The organism is Campylobacter sp. P0103, assembly GCF_002139545.1.
Taxonomy (GTDB): domain Bacteria; phylum Campylobacterota; class Campylobacteria; order Campylobacterales; family Campylobacteraceae; genus Campylobacter; species Campylobacter devanensis.
Genome location: NZ_MJKG01000005.1, coordinates 1,104 through 22,986 on the forward strand (window position 1 = coordinate 1,104; position 21,883 = coordinate 22,986).

The following is a 21,883-nucleotide window of genomic DNA, read 5'->3' on the forward strand; positions in this document are numbered from 1 at the left end:
GAAAATTTAGAATTCCAAATAAATTTAGAATTCTAAAATAAAAGAACCGCTAAAGCTCTTATCGTTTCAAATTTATAGCATTTTTTATCATCTCATCGGCAGTTGTTATGGATTTTGAGCTAGCGTCAAACATCTTTTGCATCACGATCATATCAGTTAGCGATACACCTAAATCCACATTACTCATCTCTAGCATATGATTACGAATCGCTGCCCCATAAATCACTTCGCCATTAGCGTTAGTATAAAATATCGGCTCTCCTGAATTTGCACTAGCTTGATAAGTATTCTCGCTAGCTTTGTTTAGGCCTTGATTGTTTTGGAAGTGATATAGGGCAACCTTTGCTACTGTTGCCATATCGCCATTATCAAAAACAGCCAAAATATCCCCGCTATCACTCATTGTATATTCAGTTAGCAAACCTTCAGATCTGCCATTTTTTGAAACGCTTAATTCAGCGCTAATTTGCTCAGCTGGCTTTAATCCATCAAAGCCTGTATTTGGCACTGCTGGATTATATGGTGTTCCTAGTGATAGTTCTAAATTTGCCCCACCATTATTAATAGCGCCTAAAGTATTACTAACTAATGCACCTTTTTGATTATATCTTAGCTCGCCTTGTGTAGCACTGATAATATTTCCATCTGGGCCAACCACGCTTACAACAGCATCAAATGCGATTTGCTGACCTTGCGGAACTTGCTTAGTAAATTCAAGTTTTAAAATATTTTTATCCCCGTTTGGCGCCCAAATATCAGTAGTAAATGTCTGCGGAGTAGCTACTTCTTGTTTTACCATTGCACTAGCTAAGTAGGTTAGTTCACCATTTAAATCTAGCTTGGTCGTTGCATTGCTATTGTCAAATTCAGCTGAAAATTTTCCATCAGCTTGAGTTGAGGCTTTTATTTGTACACTTTGACCTTTTGCATCTGTGATAGTGATCATTACCTCGTTATTAGCTTTATTTGGATGATGGATCTCTGGAGTTAAATTTAAATCGCCAGTAATAGTGATTTTATTAGTATCTTTATTAGCTTCAACTGCAAAACTCTCACTAGTAAGCTCTACGCTACGAGGCTCAGTATAAATAGTTGAATTTAAATAGCCTGAGTAGCTTACCTGTGTTGTTGGCGATGATGGTGTATATAGCACATCTGGGAGCTGAATTTTACCTTGAGAATCTACGCTACCTAGCTTAATACTATCGCCAATTGGGATACTATAAGCCTCAACATTTCCACCTGTTACTCCTAGTTTATTTAATGCACTCTCTCCTAATGTTGCGCTACTTAGCGGAGCGACTGTACCTAGTAGATACATACCGCTTCTATTTACTAAATTTCCATCGCTATCTTTGGTAAATTCACCATTTCTAGTAAAATACTGCTCGCCATTAGCACCCATTAACCCAAAAAATCCATCTCCATTAATTGCCATATCAAAAACATTATCAGTAGGTTGAAGGTTCCCTTGAGTAAAATTCAAAGATGTAGCCATCTTGGTCGAGCCTAGTCCGATTTGCGAATTTACCGGCGAGCTAGATGCACTTGCTAAAGTACTATAAAATAGACTTTTAAACTCTGCTGTAGAGCTTTTATAGCCAACTGTATTAATATTTGAGATATCATTTCCAATAGTACTATGACCAAATTCAGCAGTCTTTACACCACTTACGCCATTATAAAATCCTATCATCATGACTTAACTACCTCATCTTTTTGACTCTCATCTTTAGCTAATTTATCTTTAGCATCTTGTGGTTTATCACTTAGATCTTCATCTTCTGATTCTTCTTCTTTATTGCTTGAATTAGTTTGATTTGAATTTACTGTATTATGTACAATTGATTCAGTAAATTCTCTAACTTGATCCATCGCTACAAACTCACCAGCAACTTTGATATATGCTACGCCTTTTTCAAATTTAACAGCTTCGACTGGATACTGACCTAAAACAGTCTCTCTATTGCCGCCATTAGCATCTATATATTTAGCTTTTACTAAATATTCACCTGGAAGTGTTGGTTCTCCGCTATTGCTTAAACCATCCCATCTAAATTGATTTACACCAGATTTAATATCACTTATGCTGACATTACGAACGACATTACCTACTGAGTCGTATATCTCAATTGTTCCGCTAACTGCATCAACTGGGAAGAATAGACTAAAATCAACCTGAGATGATGGCGTATCTTTGGCTACTGAGTTAGCTAGATTTGCCATCTTGCCTAATGCACTCATAGCATTTAGTGAAGCACTTGCTTGCATCTGCGCGCTTAATTGGCTCATAACTTGGTTGGTTTTTTCTTGCATTTCAACTGTAGCTAGCTGACTGGTTTGTTCTAGCATTTTTGCGCTATCCATCGGCTCGGTTGGGTCTTGGTGTTGCAACTCAACTAATAAAAGCTTCAAGAAAGCATCTTTATCTAATTGCGAATTTGGATTTACTCCACCTGTTACGCTATCGGCTTTTTGCTTGGCTTCATTAGCCGCCCATTTATCAGTGGTGAATTGTGGTGTTTGATTAATAGATGTTGCCATGATGCTCTCCTAATTTTTTCTTACATTTTTACTTTAAAGCAATTTGCATTCCAAATTTAGAAATACTTTGGTAGTATTACTTCTAAAACACTCTCTTCATTTTGAGCTATTTCTGTTAGCTCGCTATCTTCACTAACAAATTTTGCCTTTTTATTTTGACCTTGGCTTTGTTCTTTATTAGCATTATCATTAAAGCTCATTGATAACTCACTAAAACCCATATTTACAAGGCTGGTTCTAAATTCAGCCTGGTGTTGCATAAATAGCTGCATAGTTTGATTATTGGAGTTAAAATTTATATGCAAATTTGAGCCACGATTAATTAGAGTAATCTCGACTTCGCCTAAATTTCCTGGATTTAGCGTTAGGTGAAATCTTGTAATTGGCGGCTTGTATTCGCTAATTTTTTCTTGAAGCTGAGTTGCAAAATTATCAAAAACCTGTCTTAAATTTAACTCTTTAGCATTTAATTTAGCACTATTTACAATATCTTTTACCTGAGAATTTGTTTGGCTAGTTGATTCTATGCCCTGAGTGGTTTGTTCACTTAAACTTGTCTCTACACTGCTACTGGCTAAATCAGTAGTAGCTGTCATAGCCACTTTAGCACTTTGTTCGCTACTTTCTTTCATTGCTCGTTGCATAATATTTGCTAAATAATCATCAATGCTAGATATGCTTTGAGATTTTGTAGCATTTGGTGTAGTTGTTGTAGTAGTTTTAGTATCTTTAATCTCTTTATTTAGCTCAAAAGGTTGATTTAGCTTTTGCTCAGCAGTTTGAGCAAGCTTTTGGGTGATTTTTTGAGTATCGATTTTAGCTTCTGGATGTAGCTTTTTGACTGAATTTATATCATCGCTTATTTCTACACTTTGACCTTGCATTAGTTTGCTTAAGACACTTTTATCATCTTTTTGTGTTTTTTGAAGTGCCTTTTCTATATCTTTTTTAGTAATTACATTTAAATCAATAGCTTGATTTAGTGCTGGAATTTGATTAAAAAACCCTTTAGCATTTAGGTTTTTAAACTCATTTTTTAGCGCTTCAAGACCATCTTTTGAGATTTTTATTTTGCTTAGACCTAGGCCAAATTTTTCACTTAAATTTAGCAATTCTTGCAGATTTTTAGCCCCTTTTAGCTCTTTAATATTTTGTTCAGTAGCTAAGAATTTATTTAAGCTTGAACTTAGCAGATTAGCGCCTGTTTTAGTACTACCATCACTAGCTTCTAAAAGGCTTAAAAGCGTTATAAAATCAGCATTTTCTAGCATAATCTCATCTGTATTTTGACTACTTTGGGCTGAATTTGAAGCGCTATTTTGAACCATTTTATCGCTTTGTGAGCTATCGGTTTTAGCGCTATTTGTTTGATTAGAGTTTTGAGCAGTTTTATCACTAGAGTTTGTACTAGAGCCTTGTGTGGTTTGATTGGTGCTTTGTTCTTGCGATTTTGATTGATTATTTTCTTGAGAGTTTTGTGAAGCTTTAGAATCTTCATACTCTTTTACGCTATTTTCAATCATTTTATAAAAGCTATCATCGCCTTCATTTTGTTCAGTTTTAACAGGTTTGCTTTGGACTTGAGTGGAATTACTTGAGCTTAATAGCGCTTCGTTTAAACCTTGCATTTGCTATCCTAGTTTAAGAATTTTGGCCTTATATAGCAAATTCTATTCCAAATTTTAGGCTTTATATTATCTTTATTAAATTCAAAGCAAATTTAGCAACTTTTAGATATAATCGCCCCTAAAAATTTGAAAATATTTAAGGAAAATCTAGTGGAAAATATCAGAAATATCGCCGTCATCGCACACGTTGACCACGGTAAAACAACAATGGTAGATGAGCTACTTAAACAATCGGGCACATTTACAGAACACCAAAATATAGGTGAAAGAGTTATGGATAGCAATGATATCGAGCGTGAGCGTGGTATCACAATTCTTAGCAAAAATACAGCTATTCGCTATAAAGATTATAAAATCAATATCATCGACACTCCAGGACACGCCGACTTTGGTGGTGAGGTTGAGCGTGTTTTAAAGATGGTTGATGGAGTTTTACTTCTTGTAGATGCACAAGAAGGCGTAATGCCACAAACCAAATTCGTTGTAAAAAAAGCCCTATCTTTAGGTCTTCGCCCAATTGTTGTAGTAAATAAAATTGATAAACCAGCTGGCGATCCTGATAGAGTTATCAATGAGATTTTTGATCTATTTGTTGCACTTGATGCCAATGATGAACAGCTTGAATTCCCAATCGTATATGCTGCGGCAAAAAATGGCTATGCTAAACATAAGCTAGAAGATGAAAATATCAATATGGAGCCTTTATTTGAAACTATTATAAATCATGTTCCAGCTCCAAGTGGCAAAGATGAAAATCCACTGCAACTTCAAGTTTTCACACTAGATTATGATAATTATGTTGGTAAAATCGGTATTGCGAGAATCTTTAATGGCACAATTAGCAAAAACCAAAATGTAATGCTAGCTAAAGCAGATGGTAGCAAAACCACAGGTAGAATTAGCAAACTTATTGGATTTTTAGGACTTGAACGCACAGATATAGATACAGCAAGTAGCGGAGATATCGTAGCAATTGCCGGATTTGATGCTCTTGATGTAGGAGATAGCGTAGTAGATCCTAACTCACCAATGCCACTTGATCCACTTCATATAGAAGAGCCTACTTTAAGCGTAGTATTTAGCGTAAATGATGGCCCGCTATCAGGTACAGAGGGTAAATATGTAACATCAAATAAACTTGATGAACGCCTAGAGAGCGAGATGAAAACCAATATCGCTATGAAATATGAAAATATAGGCGAAGGCAAATTTAAAGTAAGCGGTCGTGGTGAATTACAAATTACAATTCTAGCTGAAAATATGAGAAGAGAGGGCTTTGAGTTCTGTCTTGGTAGGCCAGAAGTAATTATAAAAGAGATCGATGGAGTAAAATGTGAGCCATTTGAGCTACTTGTAATAGATGCACCAGATGATTGTACTGGAGCAGTAATTGAAAAGCTTGGCAAAAGAAAAGCTGAGATGGTTAGTATGAATCCTACTGGAGATGGTCAAACTAGAATCGAATTTGAGATTCCAGCTCGTGGGCTTATCGGCTTTAGAAGTCAATTTTTGACCGATACAAAAGGCGAAGGTGTTATGAATCACAGCTTTTTAGAGTTTAGACCACTTACTGGCACAGTTGAACATAGAAGCAATGGTGCGTTAGTAAGTATGGAAAATGGCGTGGCTCTTGCATATTCGCTATTTAACCTTCAAGATCGTGGGGTGCTATTTTGCGAACCGCAAACAAAAGTTTATGTAGGTATGATTATTGGCGAACATAGCAGACCAAATGATTTGGATGTAAATCCAATTAAAGGTAAAAATCTAACCAATGTAAGAGCTAGCGGCAGCGATGATGCAATCAAGCTAGTCCCACCACGCAAACTAAGCTTAGAGCGTGCTTTAGAGTGGATTGAAGAAGATGAATTAGTAGAAGTTACTCCAATAAATATTAGAGTAAGAAAACGCTACTTAGACCCAACAGTACGCAAAAGAATGTCAAAAAAATAGATAAATTTAGATTGATTTATTAGTTACATTTATCTAAATATCTTGTTAGATTATTAACTAAATTAAGCAGTTAATCTTATAGATCTACTGCTTAATTTGACTTTTAATTTATTCTATAATCAAATAGTAAAATCTTTGATTATTATGTATCTAGCTCGCAATAGTAAATTTATACAAAAATATTAGAGTTTAATCCATTAACCCAAATTCACCAACTATTGATAAAATACCGCTATAATCTACAAAATTCAAATCAAAATCAGCACAAACCAAAAAGGAAAAAACAATGAAGAAAATAATGCAAGAACGCTATTCATGTAGAGAATTTAATGGCCAAAAAATTAATCAAGAGACTATAAACGAAATTTTAGATCTTACTAGATTAAGTCCTAGCTCATGCGGTTTGGAGCCATGGAAATTTATGGTTGTTAGCAAAGAAAACGATTTAAAAGAATTAGGACAAATCTGTAATAATCAAGCCCAAGTAAGCGGATGTAGCCACGCTATAATCATCATCGCACGCAACGATCTAAAAGAGGGTTGTGATTTTATAAGAACTCAAGTAGATCGCAAACCTCGCACTCCTGAGAGACTTCAAAAAGCCCTTGATCACTTCGCAGCAAGGTTTAACCCGCAAACCGATGAAGAGCTAATGCACTACGCATCACTACAATGCTATATGGCAAGTGCTAATATGGTCAATATCGCTCAAAGTCTAGGTGTTAAAAGCTGCATTGTAGCTGGTTTTGATGCAGATAAATTAAATGATTTTGTAAATTTAGGAGAGAATTTTAGACCTGTTCTTGTAATTGCTTTAGGATATAGCGATGAAGAAGCACCAGCTAAAATTCGCCAAAGTTTAGAACAAGTAGTAATCTATAAATAAGGGCAAAAATGGAAGTAACACTGCTAAATCACACGCCACTATGGGTTTGTTCTAACGCTATTCGTACCTGCTGGCAAAGCTTTGATAAAGGCGATAATGGCGGCGAAATAGATCTAGCTTTAATCGATAGAGTAGGCAATCAACTCAAACACGCAAGCACGCTAGAGCATCTATTTTATAACTTTTATATAAAAGGCATTAGCAGAGCTTGCCTCCAAGAGTTAGCTCGCCACCGCATAGCTAGCCTAAGCGTCAAATCCACTAGATACACCCTAAAAGAGCTAAAAAATGAAAGCGAATTTAAGCCTAATGACTTTGAAAATGCAAGTAGATATATAGTGCTAACTAGCAATGAATTTGTAGATAACGCAAGCATAAACGCACTTGATAATTTGCGCCAAATTCTAAACCAAAACACAAGCTTAGATATAGCCAAATACTGCCTTCCAGAGAGCTATAAAACAGAATTAAGCTGGAGTATAAACGCTAGAAGCTTACAAAATTTCTTAAGCCTTAGAAGTTCTAAAAGTGCCCTTTGGGAGATTCGAAATCTAGCAAATGCAATATATAATGCACTCCCTAATGAGCATAAATTTATCTTTGCTGAGTGTGTATATAAAGATTAAAATAATATAGATTTTAGTAAGAGCTAAAATCTATATTAGCTATATTGTTTTAAAGCGTAAAATAACTGCTAAAGTACACGGTACTAACATTACTAAAGCTAGAAATAGCGGAGTATTTGCCCCAAGCGCTCCAACCCCAAAAGCAATTACCCCAGCTAATCCAAACTGCATAGTCCCAAGCACAGCTGAGGCGGTACCAGAGTGGTCTGTAAATCTTGCCATTGCTAATGTTGTAGCATTTGGCAAAATAAATCCAAGCATACTAATAGCTACAAAAATTCCAGCCTCAAAAATCCAAAATCCAAGCCCTAAAAGCGCTCCAATGCTTACTACTACAAGCGCTCCAAGCATTATAAATAGGGCGAATTTAAGCAAATTTTGACAATTAAAATTTCTAGTAAGCCTAGCATTAATATTAGCAAATAGTACAAATCCAAGTGCATTAATACCAAAAAGAAGCCCATACTGCGTCCCATTAAGGCCAAAATGCCCCATAAAAACAAATGATGAACCAGTAATATAGGCAAAAAGCACCGCCGAAGCAAATGCGCCAAGCAGACTATAAAGTATAAATATCTGCTCTTTTAGGACAAATTTATAACTAGCAATAGTAGCTTGATGAGAAAATTTAGTTCGTACTGGCTGAGTCTCTTTAAGTCCAAAAATAATAAACCCAAGTAGCAAAATCCCTAACATAAAAAGAACCGCAAAAATACTTTGCCACGAAAAATAGCTAAGCAAAAGCCCACCAAATGTCGGCGATAACATAGGCGCAAGCGATGAAAATACCATCATTAAAGCATACACTCCAGCAGCATCTTTGATATCAAAACTATCATTGACAATAGCCCTAGCAATCACCACGCCAGCACAACCGCCAAGCGCTTCAAAAAATCGCAAAGTAATAAAAATATAGATATTATCCACTAGCACACACCCAAGACTTGAAGCAATAAATATCAAAATTCCAATTATCAAGGGAGTCTTACGCCCAAATGTATCACTTAAAGGACCATAGATAAGCTGCCCCAAAGCAAATGCTATAAAAAAACTAGCAAGACTTAATTGAGTAAGAAACTCACTAGCTAAAAAGCTACTTTGAACATGCGATAGCGCTGGCAGATACATATCTGTAGATAGCGGTGCAATGCTAGACATAAAGGCTAAAATAATGATTAATTTAAATTTAGCAAATCCATGGATCTTTGTAGTGCTTCGCATAAAAAAAGAGCCTTAAAAGTGTAGATTATAAAAAGTGGCCGGGAGAAAGGGATTCGAACCCCTGGAGGCTTTCACACCTCAACGGTTTTCAAGACCGCCGCTTTCGACCACTCAGCCATCTCCCGAGTATATTATTTAGAAGTTTTTTGTTCTACCCAGCTAGCACCTTGATTGACCTTTTCTTTAGACCATTCATAGGCATCTTTAGAATCCTCTTTGACTCCGTGCCAAGTATTAGAACATCCGCATAATAACAAGATAAAAGCACAAAATATATAACGCATATAAATCCTGTATAATATGGAGGCGACACCCAGATTCGAACTGGGGGTAAAAGCTTTGCAGGCTTCTGCCTTACCACTTGGCCATGTCGCCATATGCTAGTGGTGCCCAGAGCCGGACTTGAACCGGCACGGAAGTAATTTCCGAGGGATTTTAAGTCCCTTGTGTCTACCATTCCACCACCTGGGCTAAATATGGAGCGGGAAACGAGATTCGAACTCGCGACCCCAACCTTGGCAAGGTTGTGCTCTACCCCTGAGCTATTCCCGCATCAATTTTGGAAATTGAATAATAGCAAAAGAAACCTTAAAATTTAATTTGATTTTACTAAATTTTAAAAAATTTTATCTATTTTTATCTATTTTATTGAATTTCATAAATTTCATAAAATTATAAGCAAAATAAATGTATCATTACGATATGTTTTTTAAATGGGGTTATAGCTCAGCTGGGAGAGCGCTTGAATGGCATTCAAGAGGTCGGCGGTTCGATCCCGCTTAACTCCACCATTTAATATCTTATATCTATTCAAATCCTTTTTTATTTATTCAGTTTTATTGCCTATTTTTCATACTTGGAGAGGGTTTTTTATTGCTGTTTTTTCTCAATTGATTTTGAAAAAATACTATTAATTCTCAAAAAATTTTACTACTAATTAAGTCACTATTAAAGGAGTTATTATGGCTAATATTTCAAAGGCTTGTTTGAGTGATTAAAGATATCGAGCTTTTAGAGATAAAAGATAAAAGATATTTTGCTGTTGTGGGAAATCCTAAGGAGCTTGAAATTTATATCAATCCTAAAGGAAGCAAGGTTTTTTCAATTACTATTTATGACAAATATGGTAAAAACATAAATACAAATTAGGAGAGTTTAGAGTTGGAATTTATAATGTGCTTAAGGCTAGGAGAGATACTATTAAGCTACTAAATAAATTTGATGAGTTAGGAAAGGATTTTAATCTATTAAATGGAGCTAAAAAGCATACATATAAAGAGCTATTTATAAAGTATATGGATAAAAAATTAAGATAGATGGCGATAGTAGATATATCGGTGTGGTATATTATCTAGATATGACTTTGGTAGTATTATAAGCTCTAGGCCATATGTAGAAGCCTCTTTTAGATATGGTAGAAACTACGTATCAATTGTATAGCAAATATCAAATTAAATTCTAAAATATTATTTGAATTTTGTAAATCTTATTTATATTATTTGGGTTTTTAAAGATTTTTTAAGCTTTACCTTTTTTTGAACCCTTTTAAATCCCCAAGAATTGCAATTCTAAATATCTCAATCCAAAGATTCTAAATTTATCCAACCGAAAATTTAAATTTCTCAAAACTAAATTTTTAAATTATTTTTTTGATACCAAAATTTCTTTTTAATCATTCAAAATAATTTAGATAATTTACCAAAGTGCCATCTGTGATTTTATCACTATTTAAGCATTTTTTAGTATAATGCTACCTTGATTTCGGGGGGGATACTTTTCCCCCATTTTATTTTAGCTCAACTCCTTATCAAAACTTTGTAAAATATCATCTAAATATTGAATAATCATATTTGGCTTAATATTAAAATAATAAAATTTCTCTTTGCTAAAATCCACCCTAACAGACAATCTAGGAACTCCCAATGCCCTTAATTTCAATAAATTTTCAAAATGAAAAGCTCTATTTCTAATACTTTTTGTAAGTAGCAATATACCATAAGCCTTTTGGTAGTTGCTAAGCGGTATTTTATTTAACCTTTCTTTATTTTTCTCATAATATTTTTTAAAAGAAAACCCATCTAAAAACTCTTTATCAAACGCACAGCTATGAATTTTATAATACTCCACCACCCTTATCCAAAACCCAAAAGTCTGCCTAGAAACCAAAATATCATGCTCTTTTATCCTACCTTCATCATCATCTAGCCTTATACTATCTGCCAAATCAAACATCCAATGTCGATTTTTTTCGCACATTTTTCTATCAATTCTATTTCTAATGATGATTTCTATTTTAGCTAGCTTCGGCGCTATACTGCCTAGCATTTCAAAGTTTGCTTCATGCTCATCAATACTACTATAGCTATCTATGCGTGGGCTTGAATATAACTCTATATATTTCTCTCTATCCATTTTATCGCTTTTTCTCTAATTCTACACTATTAAATCTTTAAAATCAATAGCTAATTTTAATAGCATTAAACACTCATAAAATCAAATAAAAGATTTTAAATTCAAATAGAAAAAATTGCTTTTTAATTCTTATCAAAAATAAATTTTTTCATTTTTTGCTATAACTTGGGCTAAATTTATCCAACCGAAATTTTAAATTTCTCAAAACCATATTTTTACATTTACCAAACAAAATACCGCACAAAATTTCACAATCTTATATAAAACGACAAATTGTGTCATCTGGCTTTGTTATAATTCTGTCTATAAATCAACCTACAAGGAGCAAACAATGAAAGCAAAATACGCAATAGCAGCGATCGCACTAGGTGCAGCGGGCTTCATGGCCAAAAAATGGCTAGACAAAGAGGTGGAAAAATCCAGAGAGATATATGGCGATGATTACTCCATCAAAGATACCTTATTGGATAAATTAGAAAATGGTCTTTGGAAGTCTTATGATGCGCTTGAGAAAGTCGAAGAGACTACGCTAACTGCTCTTGATAAGCTACAAACCAAGATCACAGGCAAAGAAGTAGATCACCGCACGATTTTAGATCTCAATGAGGTATCGCCAGAGACAAGAGAGGCTTTGCTTAAGATTTTTGGTGCTATGTCTATGAATGCTGGATTTAATGAAGGTGCCAACAAATCAGAGCCTTGTGGCGCCGATCAAGCACAACCACGCAATACCAATGCCTGCGAGACAAACCAATCATAGTCTTGCGCTACCAATACCGATGAAAAAGAGCGATAAAAGCGCTCTTATCAGTAGGTTTTAAGACAGGGGGGGGGTATAATCAAATTTTGATGTCAAATCCGCCAAACTCTTATAAATTTGATTTATGAGAGTTTGGCGTGGCTAGGATTACGCTAATGGGGGTGGTGAAAATTTATCATTTACTTATAAAAAGCTTAAATCCATACTCTTAACCTAAATATAATCTTATTTTTATAGGGTGTGGATATAATTATAAATCTTTTTACAATTTAGGAGAAATAATGACAAACAAACAAAAAACATACATTGAATGTGGCAATAAAGCCATAAATATCGCTCAAAATACAGATTGTCTAAATGACAAGATCCAAGAGCTAAGTCTGCTTACTAAAAGTATTGAAAATCAAGAGTTATTGGTGCCTGTAATCGGTGGATTTAGCTCTGGTAAATCAAGTCTTATAAATAGCTTTTTAGGCTCTAATGTCTTAGGTGTCGCAATCACTCCGCAAACTGCGATAGCCACAGAGCTAAGATATAGCAGTGAAGAAAAAATAGAAGCTATAAAAGATGATGAAAGCATAGATGTTTTTAAAATAAACGAACTTGAAAAAGTAGAAGAAAAAGCACAAACTTATAACCATATCAAACTATATTTAAATAATCAAAAATTAAAAGAGATCGATCCTATCGTATTGGTAGATATGCCTGGATTTAATGCGCCTATCGCTACGCACAATAAAGCTATCAATAGATATATGCCAAACGGAGTGTATTTCATCGCTTTGCTCTCAGGTGCGGATGAAAAGACCATAACCAAAACTTATATTACAGAATTAAATGGAATTCACACAAGAGGCAAGGAATTTCAACTATGTATAAGTAAGACAAATCTACTCCCACAAAGCGATATAGAGCAGATCAAAAGCTATGCCAAAGATACGCTAGAAATGGAATTTGGATATAGCAAAGATATAGAGTTATTAGATGATAATTCAGGAGCAAAATTAGAGAAAATCTTAAAAGATATTGATATAGAATCTCTGTTTGAGAGTATCTATAAGCCACATATAAGTATGAATTTAAAAGAGATGGAGTCTACCATCAATACCACAATTTCAGCTCTAAGATATGATAAACAAGATGCTATAAATGCTATCGATGAGCTAAAAAATGGTATATCTCAAATAGAGATAGAAAAGAAAAAAGCCATAGATAACGCCAATAGCAAATACAATAATACCAATATAGAAGGTATCATTGGCGTCGTTAGCTCCGCACTTAGTAGCAACGCCACCACGCTAGCCCAATCTGCACTAAATGGTGGAGATATACAAAGCGCTATAAATAATATTATAAACTCAGTTCTACCATCTGAAATTCAAAAGAGATTAAGCGGTATCCAACAAAATGTGATTGATAACTTCAAGCTTAGTATAGGCAATATAGATATGAAAGCCTCTGATATACAGACTTGGGCCGATGGGTTAAAAGAGATTGTCTCTGGGGCTTGTTTTGTCGCAAATACTCTATTAAACAGCGATATCAATAAAAAATCAAGTAGTGCATTAGTAAGTAGTGCAATAGGTATAGGTGGTGGAGCATTAGCCACTCAAGCCTTGGCTAAAATAGGCTTTACTATAAATCCGATAGTAGGGACAATTTTAAGTGCTGTTTTTGCTATTTTGCCTGGAATCTTTGGCAAAATAGCAGACTCAAAAAGGCTAGAAGCCGTAAAAGAACAAGTCCGAAACGAAGTAATCCCTAGCATATTATCCCAAATTCGCCCTAAGCTAAATGAATATTTCGCCAAAACAACAAACGAGATAATAAACGCAATAAGCCAAGAATTTACTCAAAAAATGTCAGAAAAAGAAGATGAGATAAAAAACGCCCAAAAAGAGAAAGAACTAGCAATAAGTGAAGTAGAAGATAAAATTTCATATCTAGAAGATAGAAGAGTCGAGATCCAAACTCTAATCAAAAATATCTAAAAAGGAGAAAAAATGGAAAATCTACTAAAAATGAGCCAGACACTAGAAAATCTAGTGCAAGAAAATGACCTAGTAGGCGAGCTTCAAGGCATAGAAAAAGAACACGGCATAAGGCCAAGTGCTGAGCTAAAAGAGGCGCTTGATGAAAAAATGGAGCCAGAAAGAGATTTAAAAATAGGAATTCTAGGTCGTGTGAAAGCTGGGAAAAGCTCACTTTTAAATGCTCTTGTTTTTAAAGGGCAAAATGTATTGCCAAAGGCTGCTACTCCAATGACTGCGGCACTTACTGTTTTAGAGTATGGTGATAGGTTTGAAGCAAGCATAGAGTATTATAGCCAAGATGAAATAGAAACAATAAAATCAAATCATGCTACTTGCCAAAATATTTTAGAAAATTCTCAAAAAGAAAGGTTTGCTGAATTAAAACAAAACAATAGAACAGGCGAAAGCGATAGCAAGCTACAAGAATTGGCTAGAGAATATGCGATTAAAAAACTAAAAGACGAAGTTTCTCTTTATGCTTATTATGAGCAATATGAGCAAATAAAGCAAAGTGGTATAAATGCTAGTTCTATTGGAGAGAAAGAAATATTGACTTGCTCTAGCTATGATGAACTAAATGAAAAACTAAAAAACTATGTAGGCTCTAGTGGTGAATACACGCCTTTTACAAAATCAATTACACTTAAATTAAACGAAGAGATGCTAAAAGATGTAAAAATCATAGATACTCCAGGCGTAAATGATCCTATCGTATCAAGAGAGGATCGCACAAAAGAACTTATTGCTAAGTGCGATGTAGTATTTTTGGTATCTCCTGCTGGGCAGTTTTTAAATGATGTTGATTTGGAGCTTTTAAGCAATGTAAATGAAAAAAATGGAATAAAAGAGTTTCACATAGTAGCATCGCAGTTTGACTTACAGCTAATTGCACCAGAGGTGATAGGAAATGGAGTATTAGATGAGGCTATTCAAAGAGCACTTACTCCACTTTCAAGACAACAAAAAAATGTATTTGAAAATAAAAAAAGCTCTTATAATGATAAAATATATGAACAATTAACTCGCTTTAATGTGCTTTATAGCTCTGGTATAAGCACAGAGATTATAAATAATTATGATAATTTACAAGATGAAAATGCTACTCATGCTTTGGGCTTACTTCAAAAGCATTATCGTGATTATTTTTCTAATAAAGAAACAGCTATATCAAATCTCAAAAAGCTCTCAAATATAGATGAGATTTTAAAAGTGCTAGAAAATGTTCGCAAAGAAAAAGATGAAATCATTAAAGGTATAATGGATGATTTTATTTCTAGTAAAAAAAGCGCATTAAATCAATACAAAAATGAAATTAGTGCGATAATAAATAAAAAAATAGAAGTGCTAAACTCAACTGATATAGAGGAGCTAAAAGCGCAAATCGAAAAAATCAAAAGCGTAAAATCAAAGGTGGTAATAAACGCAAACGCAGCCTTTGAAGATAGCGGAGCTGAGCTAAGCTCAAAGCTAAAAGAAAAGCTAAACACTCAAATAAAAGCTCTTTTTGGTGGCATTTCAAGTGCTAGTGAAAATGCAAAAGGCTCTGAGACTGTAACAAAAACCAAAAGCATAGATAAAGGTGCTGGATTTTTATGGCATCGGAATATATTTGGTGGTCGCTATGAAACCAAAGAGTATCAAGTATCAATAGATACTTTAAATGCTTCATCACTTCGCACAGCAGCTCAAGATGCTGTTATAGAAATAAGCAATATACTAGGAGATGTATATAGCGACAATATAAGAATGTGGAAAAAAACTATTTTAAAAGACCTGCTAACTTCACTTCAAGAAAGCGTAGGAGATGAAGCCTTAGACGCTGATATGATAAAGCAAAGTGTAAGAAATATAATAGCAAATATTTCATTACCTGAGTTTAGCTATGATACTACCTTGCCTGCCGCCTTGCAAAAATCAGGCAAACTAGTGGGCTATGAGCGTGATGAGTTTTTAAATGCGCTTGAAAGCTTTCAAAGTGAGCTAAGAAGTAGAACAAACGCTGATATAAAAGCAATTTGCGCTACTCTTGATAAAGCTATTTCAAATGCTAATATAGGTGATAAATTCATAAACTCTTATGAAGAAAAGATAGAGCAACTAGCCAAAGATGCCCAAGATAAAGAGTCTAGCCTAGCCAGATATAGATCCATTTTAGACCAACTAGACCAAATAGAAGGATAAATATGCCAAACTATGAAAAACGCATAAAAGAGACTATAGAAACTTTAAAAAGCGGCTTATTCGAAAGAGAAGAGTGCCTAAAGCTAGTATTACTATCTATGTTTGCTGGGAAGTCTATATTTCTCTATGGGCCTCCTGGAACTGCAAAATCTATGATAGCAAGGAGAGCTAGCTTAGCATTTAAAATCACAGATAATTCACAAGATGAAAGTAAAGAGTCAAATAACGGCTTTTTTGCCTATTTGATGAATAGATTTTCAACACCAGAAGAGATATTTGGGCCAATAGATATAGCAGAACTTAAAAAAAATAATCTAACAAGAAAAACAGATGGCTACTTGCCAACTGCTCATTTTGCTTTTTTAGATGAGATATGGAAAAGCTCACCAGCTATCTTAAATACACTACTTACTATAATAAACGAAAGAATTTATAGAGATGGTAATAAAGATATTAAAGTTCCATTAAAAGGCGTAGTCTGTGCTAGTAATGAGTTTCCACCAGATAATCAAGGTCTAGAAGCCCTATATGATAGGATGATTTTAAGGTATTTTGTAAAGCCATTAGAAGAGCGTGAGAATTTCAAAAAGCTTTTCAAAAGCAAAAAATCCAATGATATAAAGCCCTTAGAGCCTTTTAGCATTAGTGAATTAGAGCAGATAGCCATCAAATCCCAAGATATAAAATTCGAGCAAAACACAATGGATCTAATCTGCGATCTAAAATCCCAAATCCAACTACTAAACCAAGATAAAGAGTATCGCAAGGAGTTTTTATCTAGTGATGAGTATAAACCTATCTATATATCAGACAGACGCTGGAAGCAGTGTGCTGAGCTACTCCAAACTGCTGCTTTGCTAAGTGATAGAGATGCAGTGGAGAGATACGATCTAGCTCTTTTAGCTCACTTGCTTTGGAGTAGTGAAGAAGATAAAGTGATAATAGAGAAGATTCTCTTTAATGTCTTAAATGAAAATTCAAATTTCGATAGTGAATTAAAGGCTTTAAAAGAAGATAATTTAAATCTTAAAAATCTAATAGAAAAAAACCTATACTCCCCAAACGGCAAACCCAAAAAAGTAGATAATAATGATAAAAACAAATATCTACAAATATCCAAAGATCAAATCACAAAGGCTAATAATCTAAAAAACAATATAGAAGCCGAGTTTCAAAAAGCTAAAGCGAGTATCAAAAATCCATTTTTAAGCCAAAATGATATAGAGTTATCACTTAGTAGCTACACTCTACCACTCAAAGAGGTTAATAACGAAATCCTAAAAGCCAAAGAGTTAGAAAACATAGTAGAAAATCAACCAGTAAATGAAAAGCTTAAAAAAGCAAGTAGTGCTGAGTATAAATATCACCCAGAAACTAAAGAAGAGCTTAAAGACCTAGTCTCCCATGAGGCTGTAAAGCTAAGCGAGATAGATATAAGCGAAGTGAGTGATTTTTCTGAATTATTTAAAGACAGTAAAAGAAGCGATTTTAGCGGTATAGAAGACTGGGATGTATCTAATGTAACAAATATGAGCGGTATGTTCTACGGTGCTAAAAATTTTAACTCAGATATATCTAGCTGGGATGTATCTAATGTAACTGATATGAGCTATATGTTCAACAGTGCCACTAGCTTTAACCAACCGCTAAATGATTGGGATGTATCTAATGTAACAAATATGAGCGTTATGTTCGCTTTTGCTGTAAATTTTAACTCAGATATATCTAGCTGGGATGTATCTCATGTAACAAGTATGAGCGGTATGTTCGCTGGTGCTGTAAATTTTAACTCAGATATATCTAGCTGGGATGTATCTCATGTAACAAATATGAGCGGTATGTTCGTCGGCGCCACTAGCTTTAACCAACCACTAAATAACTGGGATGTATCTAAAGTAAAAAATATCCGTGAAATGTTTTATAATGCTACATCATTTAACCAGCCACTAGCATCTTGGAAAATATCGATAAATGATAGAGATTCAAAAGCTGATACCTTTTATGGCTCCGCCCAAAATCCCCTACCACGATGGTATGAGTAGAAACGATGAAAAAAGAAAATAACAATACATTAAACACTCACGGTCTCTTAGAAGACCCAGAGATAAAAGCGAAATTTGATGAGAGTCTAGAAGAAGAGACAAAGCAGATAGAGGCCAAGCTAGCCAATCCACCTTTTGAAGAGGAGAAATTAACGCTTTTTGAGCATAAATGTATGAAAAATTCAAACTCCCTAGAGGGCTTAGAAAAGCAAATTCAAGATGATTTGTCTAGCTTTAAAAAGTTCAATCCAAATCAAAAAATTGATTTCATAGAGCAAAATAAAAATGAAATTTTAAATCCGAAAAATTCAGATAAATCAGCCGATGATCCAAAATTTAAATTTGATGAGATCTCAAAGCTAAGAAATTTCACTATAAGCAAATGGAGCGATACCCTAGATGAAAAAACCCAAAAATGGGCAGAAAATACCAAAAACTCTATGAGCAATGACTTTCTTAAGCGTATGCAAGCGTGGTTTGACGCTATGCTAAAAGCCAAAGAGCTAGAGAAGCAAGCGCCAGAGCTTTTCGGTGATGATGGGCTATTTGGCGATGCGGTAGATATGGTCAATGACGCCTTAGATTTAGACAATCTAGGCGACCTAAAATACCAAAAAAAGGTGCTAGGAGACTTCGGCGATCTAAGTGATATAGCAGCAAATTCAAAAGGCTTTGGCAACCAAAAAGGCAATCTAAGCAGATATAGCATAGCGCAAATTCTAAATTATTTTAATATGATTAAAAACAATAAAGCTCTTATGGATATTTGCGATATTTTGGGGCGTATGCAAAATGAAGAAAAAGAGCTATATAAAGAAAAAATCATGGAATTAACCGCATATTCTTACACGCAGACCACACCTACAAAACGATATAAAGAAGAGATTATAGGCATCACTCTAGGCAATGATTTAGAGAATATCGTCCCACAAGAGATGTCGCTTTTGGATGATGAGGATTTGGAGCTTTTGTTTGATTTGAAATATATAGAAAATAGGCTATTTTGTTTTGAAAAACAAGGCCTTATAAGCAACCAAGAAGAGGGTCAAAAAGAGATAGAAAAGGAGATAGAAAAAGAGCGCAAAAAAGAAGACCAAAAAGGCCCCATCATCATATGCGTAGATACTAGCGGATCTATGCAGGGCAGCCCTGAGACCATAGCCAAGGCCATCACCCTTATGCTAACTGCTAAGGCTAGAAAAGAAAATAGAAATTGCTATTTAATCAATTTTAGCACTAGCACTATATGTACTGATATGAGCGGAGCTATGGGGATAAATAAAATTAATGATTTTTTGGAGCTTAGCTTTAATGGCGGAACTGATGTAGGTGCTGGACTTAGAGTAGGTGTAGAGCAGATGAACAAAGAAAATTACAAAAATTCTGATTTATTAGTAATTAGCGATGGGGACTTTGGCTACATAGACAGCAACCTACACAAACAAATAGAAGAAAAACGCAAACAAAAAAACAAATTCTATCTACTAGATGTCGATGGCAATTCTGGCAAAAAGGATTTTTTTGACAAGCATTGGGTCTATGACTCAAATACAAAAAATATTCGCATTCTATGTGAATTAAAACAACAAATGAAGGATGATTAGTGTATAAAACCAAAATAGAAAATATCATAAAAGAGCTAAGCTCTGGCTTATTCGAAAGAGAAGAGTGCCTAAAGCTAGTATTACTATCTATGTTTGCTGGGAAGTCTATATTTCTCTATGGGCCTCCTGGAACTGCAAAATCTATGATAGCAAGGAGAGCTAGCTTAGCATTTAAAATCACAGATAATTCACAAGATGAAAGTAAAGAGTCAAATAACGGCTTTTTTGCCTATTTGATGAATAGATTTTCAACACCAGAAGAGATATTTGGGCCAATAGATATAGCAGAACTTAAAAAAAATAATCTAACAAGAAAAACAGATGGATACTTGCCAACTGCTCATTTTGCTTTTTTAGATGAGATATGGAAGAGCTCACCAGCTATCTTAAATACACTACTTACTATAATAAACGAGAGAATTTATAGAGATGGTAATAAAGATATTAAAGTCCCATTAAAAGGCGTAGTCTGTGCTAGTAATGAGTTTCCACCAGATAATCAAGGTCTAGAAGCCCTATATGATAGGATGATTTTAAGGTATTTTGTAAAGCCATTAGATGAAAAGGAGAATTTCTTTAATCTACTTCAATCACCTAGCTCTAAAGCTCCAAATTGCAAAGAGAGATTTACCTATGATGAGCTAGAGCAAATCTTAAAAGACAAAGAGAAGATAAAGATAAGCCCCGATGCCCTAGAGCTAATACACAATATCAAAGTAACCATAGAGTCCCTAGCGACAAATACAGAGCAAACTCTTAAAATCCTAGGTCTTAAATCACTCCCCGAAAATTTCAAAGCCCCTTATATATCAGACAGACGCTGGAAGCAGTGCGCTGAGCTACTCCAAACTGCTGCTTTACTAAGTGATAGAGATACAGTGGAGAGATACGATCTAGCTCTTCTAGCTCACTTGCTTTGGAGTAGTGAAGAAGATAAAGTGATAATAGAGAAAATTCTCTTTAATGTCTTAAATGAAAATTCAAATTTCGATAGTGAATTACAGGCTTTAAAAGAAGATAATTTAAATCTTAAAAATCTAATAGAAAAAAACCTATACTCCCCAAATGGCAAACCAAAAAAAGTAGATAATAACGATAAAAACAAATATCTACAAATATCCAAAGATCAAATCACAAAGGCTAATAATCTAAAAAACAATATAGAAGCCGAGTTTCAAAAAGCCAAAGCAAGTATCAAAAATCCATTTTTAAGCCAAAGTGATATAGAGTTATCACTTAGTAGCTATACTCTACCACTCAAAGAGGTTAATAACGAAATCCTAAAAGCCAAAGAGTTAGAAAATATAATACAAAATCAACCAGTAAATGAAAAGCTTAAAAAAGCAAGCAGTGCTGAGTATAAATACCACCCAAAAACCAATGAAGAGCTTAGAGAGCTAGTCTCCCATGAGAGTGTAAAGCTAAGCGAGATAGATATAAGCGAAGTGAGTGATTTTTCTGCATTATTTCAAGATAGTAAAAGAAGCGATTTTAGCGGTATAGAAGACTGGGATGTCTCTCATGTAACAAATATGAGAAATATGTTCAGAGGTATTAAAAATTTTAACTCAGATATATCTAACTGGGATGTATCTAATGTAACCAATATGAGCTTTATGTTCGCTGGTGCTGTAAATTTTAACTCAGATATATCTAGCTGGGAAGTGTCTAATGTAACCAATATGGGCTATATGTTCAGCAGTGCCATTAGCTTTAACCAACCGCTAAATAACTGGGATGTATCTAATGTAACTGATATGAGCTATATGTTCGCTGGTGCCACTAGCTTCAACCAATCGCTCGATAACTGGAATGTATCTAATGTAAAGAATATGAACAATATGTTTTTTAGTGGAGCTGATGTTGTCGATACGTTTGCTGCTGATCTTTTGAGTATTGTTGGTGCTGTTGGTGCTGTTGGTGCTGGTGCTAAAAAACAACCACCAAATAAAAAACGACTACCAAAATGGTATAAAGAATAATCAATAGGAGA

Annotated in this window: 17 protein-coding genes and 5 tRNA genes; 12 read left to right on the forward strand and 10 right to left on the reverse strand. The window is 34.5% G+C overall.

Features of this window, described 5'->3' with window-relative positions:
- Positions 1-58: 58 nt before the first annotated feature.
- From CIGNP103_RS06055 to fliK, 3 genes are read right to left on the reverse strand one after another with little or no spacing between them, the layout of a single operon-like run.
- The gene (locus tag CIGNP103_RS06055) at positions 59-1,699 is read right to left on the reverse strand and encodes a flagellar hook-basal body complex protein (RefSeq protein ID WP_086252778.1); all 1,641 of its coding nucleotides are present in this window, start codon (positions 1,697-1,699) and stop codon (positions 59-61) included.
- Positions 1,696-2,544: a flagellar basal body rod modification protein gene (locus CIGNP103_RS06060; protein WP_086228343.1), complete on the reverse strand. Its 849-nt coding sequence runs from the start codon at positions 2,542-2,544 to the stop codon at positions 1,696-1,698. The genes CIGNP103_RS06055 and CIGNP103_RS06060 overlap by 4 nt, the downstream gene beginning before the upstream one ends.
- A gap of 56 nt (positions 2,545-2,600) precedes the next feature.
- Positions 2,601-4,172 (reverse strand): flagellar hook-length control protein FliK, encoded by a 1,572-nt coding sequence (gene fliK / locus CIGNP103_RS06065; protein ID WP_086232259.1) that lies wholly within the window; start codon positions 4,170-4,172, stop codon positions 2,601-2,603.
- A 150-nt stretch (positions 4,173-4,322) separates the two neighbouring features.
- Here fliK and typA point away from each other — a divergent pair, with 150 nt between their 5' ends.
- The 3 genes from typA to thyX all read left to right on the forward strand — a co-directional run bounded on the left by typA (position 4,323) and on the right by thyX (position 7,637).
- Entirely contained in the window at positions 4,323-6,125 is a 1,803-nt protein-coding gene (gene typA / locus CIGNP103_RS06070; RefSeq protein ID WP_086268768.1) for a translational GTPase TypA, read from the forward strand.
- Between the two features lie 286 nt (positions 6,126-6,411).
- Positions 6,412-7,011, forward strand: coding sequence for a nitroreductase family protein (locus tag CIGNP103_RS06075; protein ID WP_086232256.1), 600 nt, complete (start codon positions 6,412-6,414; stop codon positions 7,009-7,011).
- A gap of 8 nt (positions 7,012-7,019) precedes the next feature.
- On the forward strand, positions 7,020-7,637 hold the full coding sequence (gene thyX / locus CIGNP103_RS06080; protein ID WP_086268769.1) for an FAD-dependent thymidylate synthase: 618 nt from the start codon (positions 7,020-7,022) through the stop codon (positions 7,635-7,637).
- A 39-nt stretch (positions 7,638-7,676) separates the two neighbouring features.
- Here thyX and CIGNP103_RS06085 read toward each other — a convergent pair whose 3' ends face one another.
- The 6 genes from CIGNP103_RS06085 to CIGNP103_RS06105 all read right to left on the reverse strand — a co-directional run bounded on the left by CIGNP103_RS06085 (position 7,677) and on the right by CIGNP103_RS06105 (position 9,410).
- Entirely contained in the window at positions 7,677-8,858 is a 1,182-nt protein-coding gene (locus CIGNP103_RS06085; RefSeq protein ID WP_086241428.1) for a multidrug effflux MFS transporter, read from the reverse strand.
- 35 nt (positions 8,859-8,893) lie between these two features.
- A tRNA-Ser gene (locus tag CIGNP103_RS06090) sits at positions 8,894-8,983 on the reverse strand.
- A 6-nt stretch (positions 8,984-8,989) separates the two neighbouring features.
- The gene (locus tag CIGNP103_RS08145) at positions 8,990-9,142 is read right to left on the reverse strand and encodes a hypothetical protein (protein WP_179186992.1); all 153 of its coding nucleotides are present in this window, start codon (positions 9,140-9,142) and stop codon (positions 8,990-8,992) included.
- Positions 9,143-9,159: 17 nt separating this feature from the next.
- Positions 9,160-9,233 (reverse strand) — tRNA-Cys (locus CIGNP103_RS06095).
- A gap of 9 nt (positions 9,234-9,242) precedes the next feature.
- Positions 9,243-9,329 (reverse strand) — tRNA-Leu (locus tag CIGNP103_RS06100).
- Between the two features lie 6 nt (positions 9,330-9,335).
- A tRNA-Gly gene (locus CIGNP103_RS06105) sits at positions 9,336-9,410 on the reverse strand.
- Between the two features lie 163 nt (positions 9,411-9,573).
- Here CIGNP103_RS06105 and CIGNP103_RS06110 point away from each other — a divergent pair.
- From CIGNP103_RS06110 to CIGNP103_RS08155, 3 genes are all read left to right on the forward strand, one after another.
- Positions 9,574-9,649: transfer RNA gene (locus tag CIGNP103_RS06110), tRNA-Ala, on the forward strand.
- Between the two features lie 199 nt (positions 9,650-9,848).
- Positions 9,849-10,007 carry a hypothetical protein gene (locus tag CIGNP103_RS08150; RefSeq protein ID WP_180381800.1) on the forward strand — a complete coding sequence of 53 codons (159 nt, stop codon included), beginning with the start codon at positions 9,849-9,851 and terminating at the stop codon, positions 10,005-10,007.
- 26 nt (positions 10,008-10,033) lie between these two features.
- Complete coding sequence (locus CIGNP103_RS08155) at positions 10,034-10,174, forward strand: hypothetical protein (protein WP_180381801.1); 141 nt, start codon at positions 10,034-10,036, stop codon at positions 10,172-10,174.
- Between the two features lie 475 nt (positions 10,175-10,649).
- On the opposite strand, the gene CIGNP103_RS06115 is transcribed toward CIGNP103_RS08155, so the two are convergent.
- On the reverse strand, positions 10,650-11,270 hold the full coding sequence (locus CIGNP103_RS06115) for a hypothetical protein (protein WP_086252775.1): 621 nt from the start codon (positions 11,268-11,270) through the stop codon (positions 10,650-10,652).
- A 331-nt stretch (positions 11,271-11,601) separates the two neighbouring features.
- Here CIGNP103_RS06115 and CIGNP103_RS06120 point away from each other — a divergent pair, with 331 nt between their 5' ends.
- From CIGNP103_RS06120 to CIGNP103_RS06145, 6 genes are all read left to right on the forward strand, one after another.
- Positions 11,602-12,030 carry a hypothetical protein gene (locus CIGNP103_RS06120; protein WP_086244013.1) on the forward strand — a complete coding sequence of 143 codons (429 nt, stop codon included), beginning with the start codon at positions 11,602-11,604 and terminating at the stop codon, positions 12,028-12,030.
- Positions 12,031-12,311: 281 nt separating this feature from the next.
- Positions 12,312-14,021 carry a dynamin family protein gene (locus CIGNP103_RS06125; RefSeq protein WP_086268770.1) on the forward strand — a complete coding sequence of 570 codons (1,710 nt, stop codon included), beginning with the start codon at positions 12,312-12,314 and terminating at the stop codon, positions 14,019-14,021.
- A 12-nt stretch (positions 14,022-14,033) separates the two neighbouring features.
- Positions 14,034-16,244: a dynamin family protein gene (locus tag CIGNP103_RS06130; RefSeq protein ID WP_086268771.1), complete on the forward strand. Its 2,211-nt coding sequence runs from the start codon at positions 14,034-14,036 to the stop codon at positions 16,242-16,244.
- Between the two features lie 2 nt (positions 16,245-16,246).
- Entirely contained in the window at positions 16,247-18,286 is a 2,040-nt protein-coding gene (locus CIGNP103_RS06135; RefSeq protein ID WP_086268772.1) for a BspA family leucine-rich repeat surface protein, read from the forward strand.
- Between the two features lie 5 nt (positions 18,287-18,291).
- The gene (locus tag CIGNP103_RS06140) at positions 18,292-19,890 is read left to right on the forward strand and encodes a VWA domain-containing protein (protein WP_236847422.1); all 1,599 of its coding nucleotides are present in this window, start codon (positions 18,292-18,294) and stop codon (positions 19,888-19,890) included.
- On the forward strand, positions 19,890-21,872 hold the full coding sequence (locus CIGNP103_RS06145; RefSeq protein WP_086268773.1) for a BspA family leucine-rich repeat surface protein: 1,983 nt from the start codon (positions 19,890-19,892) through the stop codon (positions 21,870-21,872). Before CIGNP103_RS06140 ends, CIGNP103_RS06145 begins: the two co-directional genes overlap by 1 nt.
- Positions 21,873-21,883 lie beyond the last annotated feature (11 nt).